This is a genomic window from Streptomyces sp. BF23-19 (assembly GCF_041106355.1).
Lineage (GTDB): Bacteria > Actinomycetota > Actinomycetes > Streptomycetales > Streptomycetaceae > Streptomyces > Streptomyces virginiae_A.
On sequence record NZ_JBGBPT010000183.1, the window covers coordinates 1 to 3,716 of the forward strand.

2 protein-coding genes are annotated in these 3,716 nt (G+C 78.6%); both read left to right on the forward strand.

The features are described from left to right. On the forward strand, window positions 1-3,153 hold a 3,153-nt coding region (locus tag AB8A24_RS43095; protein ID WP_369479230.1), incomplete at its 5' end, for an SAV_2336 N-terminal domain-related protein. Window positions 3,154-3,265: 112 nt separating this feature from the next. After that, a complete protein-coding gene (gene fxsA / locus AB8A24_RS43100) occupies window positions 3,266-3,460 on the forward strand; it encodes an FxSxx-COOH cyclophane-containing RiPP peptide (RefSeq protein WP_030730904.1) in 195 nt (64 codons plus the stop codon). Window positions 3,461-3,716 lie beyond the last annotated feature (256 nt).

Genomic DNA, 3,716 nt, shown 5'->3' on the forward strand with positions numbered 1-3,716 from the left:
CTCGGCGGACCGGGACGGCCCCCCCCCGGCGGGCCGGGGCCGGGCGCCCCGCGGACCGCGGCCGAGGAGCCGCCCGGGGAGCCCGCCGAACCCGTACGCCCCGACGCCGAGGTCGACGCCCCGGTCGGGCTCTACGCACCCGGGGCGGCCCGGCCCGACGGCGCCGACGGGTACCGGCCCGGGGAGTCGCCCGAGGAGTACGGGGTGCCCGTACGGGTGCCCGGGGCCGCCGCGCTGCCCCGCATCCTCGACATCCAACGGGCCCTGCGCGCCCTCCAGCGACACCGCCCGCCCGGGCCGCCCACCCGGCTGGTGATCGACGAGGCGGCCACCGCCGAGGCCAGCGCCCGCGCCCTCGGACTGGTCATCCCGGTGCTCCGCCCGGAGAGCCGGCGCGAGGCGACCGTACGGCTGGTGATGGACGCCTCCCCGTCGATGGCCGTATGGCAGGACATGTTCGAGGAACTGCGGTCCGTGTGCGAGCGGTTGGGTGCCTTCCGGGACGTCCAGGTGCACTATCTGCACCGTCTCGCCGACGGCACGGCCGCGCTCGGACGCAGCCCCGCACCCGGCTGCGTACGCGCCTCCGGCCTGCGCACCGGGGACCAGCTGCGGGACCCGACCGGGCGGGCCCTGACCATGGTGGTCTCCGACTGCGCCGGGCCGCTGTGGCGCGAGGGCACCGCGCAGCGGCTGCTCCACCGGTGGGCCGAGTGCACCCCGTGCATGGTCGTCCAGCCGCTGCCGCAGCGGCTGTGGGGGCGCAGCTGGTTGCCCACCGAGCGGGGCACGCTCACCCGGCCGGAGGGCGGCGGGCAGAGGCTCGTGTTCCGGCCGGATCGGCCCCCGTTGCCCGGGCGGCCCACGGGCGGGCTGACGGTGCCGGTGCTGCCGCCGAGCGCGATCGCCCTCGGGGCGTGGGCCCGGCTGCTGGCCGGGCTGACCGCCGGACCCGTACCGGCCGAGGTGGGCCGGGTCCTGGCCGACCATCCGGCCGCGCCCCTGTCGCCGCCGCGTGCCGTGCGTCCGCCGCGCGAGCTCGTGGCGCGGTTCCGGTCCTCGGCCGCGCCCCGGGCCGTACAGCTCGCGGTGTACCTGTCGGCGGCGCCGCTCACGCTGCCCGTGATGCGGCTGGTGCAGCGCACGATGCTGCCGGACTCCGAGCCCTCCGACCTGGCGGAGGTGCTTCTGAGCGGGCTGCTGCGGCGCAGCGGGCCGGGGTCGGGGCACTGGTACGAGTTCGTCCCCGGGGTGCAGGACGTGCTGCTGGGGCCGCTGGGGCGGGACGAGGCCGCGCTGGTGCTCAAGCACTGCTCGGAGTACGTACTGGCGCACTTCGGCCGGGGCGTACGCAACTTCCCCGCGCTCGCGGTCTCCCAGCTGACCGGGACCCCGCCGGCGGTCGCCGACCCCGGACCCGAGGAGGACGAACGGGCTCCGGAGGGGCGGCTCCCGCAGGCCTTCGCGCAGGTTTCGGCCAAAGTCGTACGCCGCTACCTGCCCGGGATGCCCGAGGAGGGCCCCGCGGTACGCAGGCCCGCCGCGGCCCCGGTGCCCACCCGGGCCGGGGCGGTGCGCGCCGCCCGGGACCGGCTCGCCGACGCCGACGCAGCCGGGGACGGCGGCGCGCGGGCGCTGTACGAGGCCGTGGCGGTGCTCCGGCGGGCGGTGACGGCCCCGCCGGGGCCCGGCGATCCGCCGGAGGAGGCGGAGACCGAACTGGCGGGGGCGCTGCTGCGGCTGTGGACGGCCCAGCGGGACCCGGAGCTGCTGGCCGAGGCGGAACGGGCCGTGACCGGGCTGCGGACGGCGCGGGCGGGGGCGGTGCTCGGCCGGGTGCTGTACGAGCGGGCGCTGGCCTCCGGACCGGACGCGGAGCTGCTGGCGGCGGCGGACATGCGGTTCGCGGCGGCCGGCGCCGAGGCCGACCCGGAGCTGCGGCGGGACTGCGCGGTGCGGCGGGCCGAGACCCTGATCCGGCTGAGCGGGCTGCGCGACGAGGCGGGCGCGCTCCGCGAGGCCCGGGCCGCCCTCGAACCCCTGGCGGGCCCGGCCCCCGGCTCGGGCGGCGGCCCCGGCTCGGGCGGCGGCCCCGGCTCCGGCTCCGGAGGGGACGGCGGGGGCGGGGTCCCGGCCCCGTACCCCGAACTGCACCTGGCCCTGGGCCGCGTCCTGCTGGCCCTGCTGCCCCGCACCCCGGATCCCGCCGAGCGCACGGCCCTGGCCGAACAGGCCGCGGCCCGGCTGGCCGCGGCCCTGACCGCCGCGCCCGCCGTCCCCGGCCGCACCGGCCCGGGCACCGCCCAGGTACGGGTGGAGCTCGCGGACGCGCTGCGTCACCTCCCCGGCCGGCTGGGGGAGGCCGCCGGTCAGCTGGACGCGGCCCTGGCGGAGGTGGGCGGAGACCCGGAGCTACGGGTGACCGCCCTGGTGTGCCTGGCACGCGTGCACCGGGGGCGGTACGCGCGGGACGCCGACCCGGCGGCCCTGGAGGACGCGGCCGAGGCGTACGGTCGGGCCCGGCGGCTGATCCCCCGCGACGCGGAGGCCTTCGGGGAACTCCTGCCCGAGTGGGGCGACGTACTCCTGGACCGGGCCCGGGCCGCCGACGGCCGGCGGTTCACCGGGGCCGCCGTACGCGTCCTGCGCGAGAGCCGGGCCGCGGTCCCGCAGTCCGACCCCGGTGCGGCCCACCGGCTGCTGCGGCTGGCCACCGGGCTCCGGCTGCGGCACACGTACGAGGGCGACCCGGTGGACCTGCGGGAGGCCGAGTACCTGCTGGAGCTGGCCGTCCGGCACAGCCGCGACCCGCTGGAACAGGCCCGCGTCTGGCGGGACCACGGCGACGTCCAGCAGGAGATCCACGGCCACACCCGGGCGCTGGAACGCCTCGACCGGGCGGCGGACTCCTACCGGCGGGCCTGGCGGGCCGCCTTGGAGGCCGACGTGGAGGACCGCGCGGACACCGCCGTCCAACTGGCCGCCCGTGTGCAGCAGTTGCGCGGAGACGTGCTCGAACGCCTCGCCCGGCCCCGCGCGGCCCTGGACGCCTACCGCTCGGCGCTGGAGCTGTGGACGCGGACCCGCGAGGGCGCCGCAGGGCGCTCGGAGGCGGTTCGGGTTCGGATCACGGCCTTGGAGGCCTCGCTCTGACGCCCGCGCCGAGGGCGGGGGCCGGGCCGGGGACCGCTGTTTCCACGGACCGGGGGGCGGGAAAGGGAAGTGGACCATCCGGTGTGCGACGCGACAGGGGGCCCGGCGGCACATGGTGACGAAGCAGCAGGAAGTGGAGGCGACGACCCCGGGATGTCCGGGGCGGCTGCCGGATCTCTCCGGGCTGGACCTGGCGGCACTGCGCGGGATCGACCATCCCGTGCTGGCCCGGGTGATCGAGGGCATGGTCGAGCGGGTGACCCATCCCGCCGAGATCCTCAACGCTTTCGACTCCAGCGTGGCCTGATCGCACCATGCCTGATCCGTCCTACCTTGAAACCGAGTTGACCACTTTCCGCCGTTAGCCGGGACCGTCCCCAGGGCAGGGATGCACCGTCCGCCGGGGTGTCCCCGGGCGGTTGTTGCCGGGGGAGGGAGGTGCGGCGATGCGGCGAGCGGTCACGAGCGGAACCCCGCTGCCCGCACCCGACGACCCCACCCCCACCCCGCCCGACGACCCCACCCCCACCCCGCCCGCCGACCCCGGCCCGCCCGCGGACCCC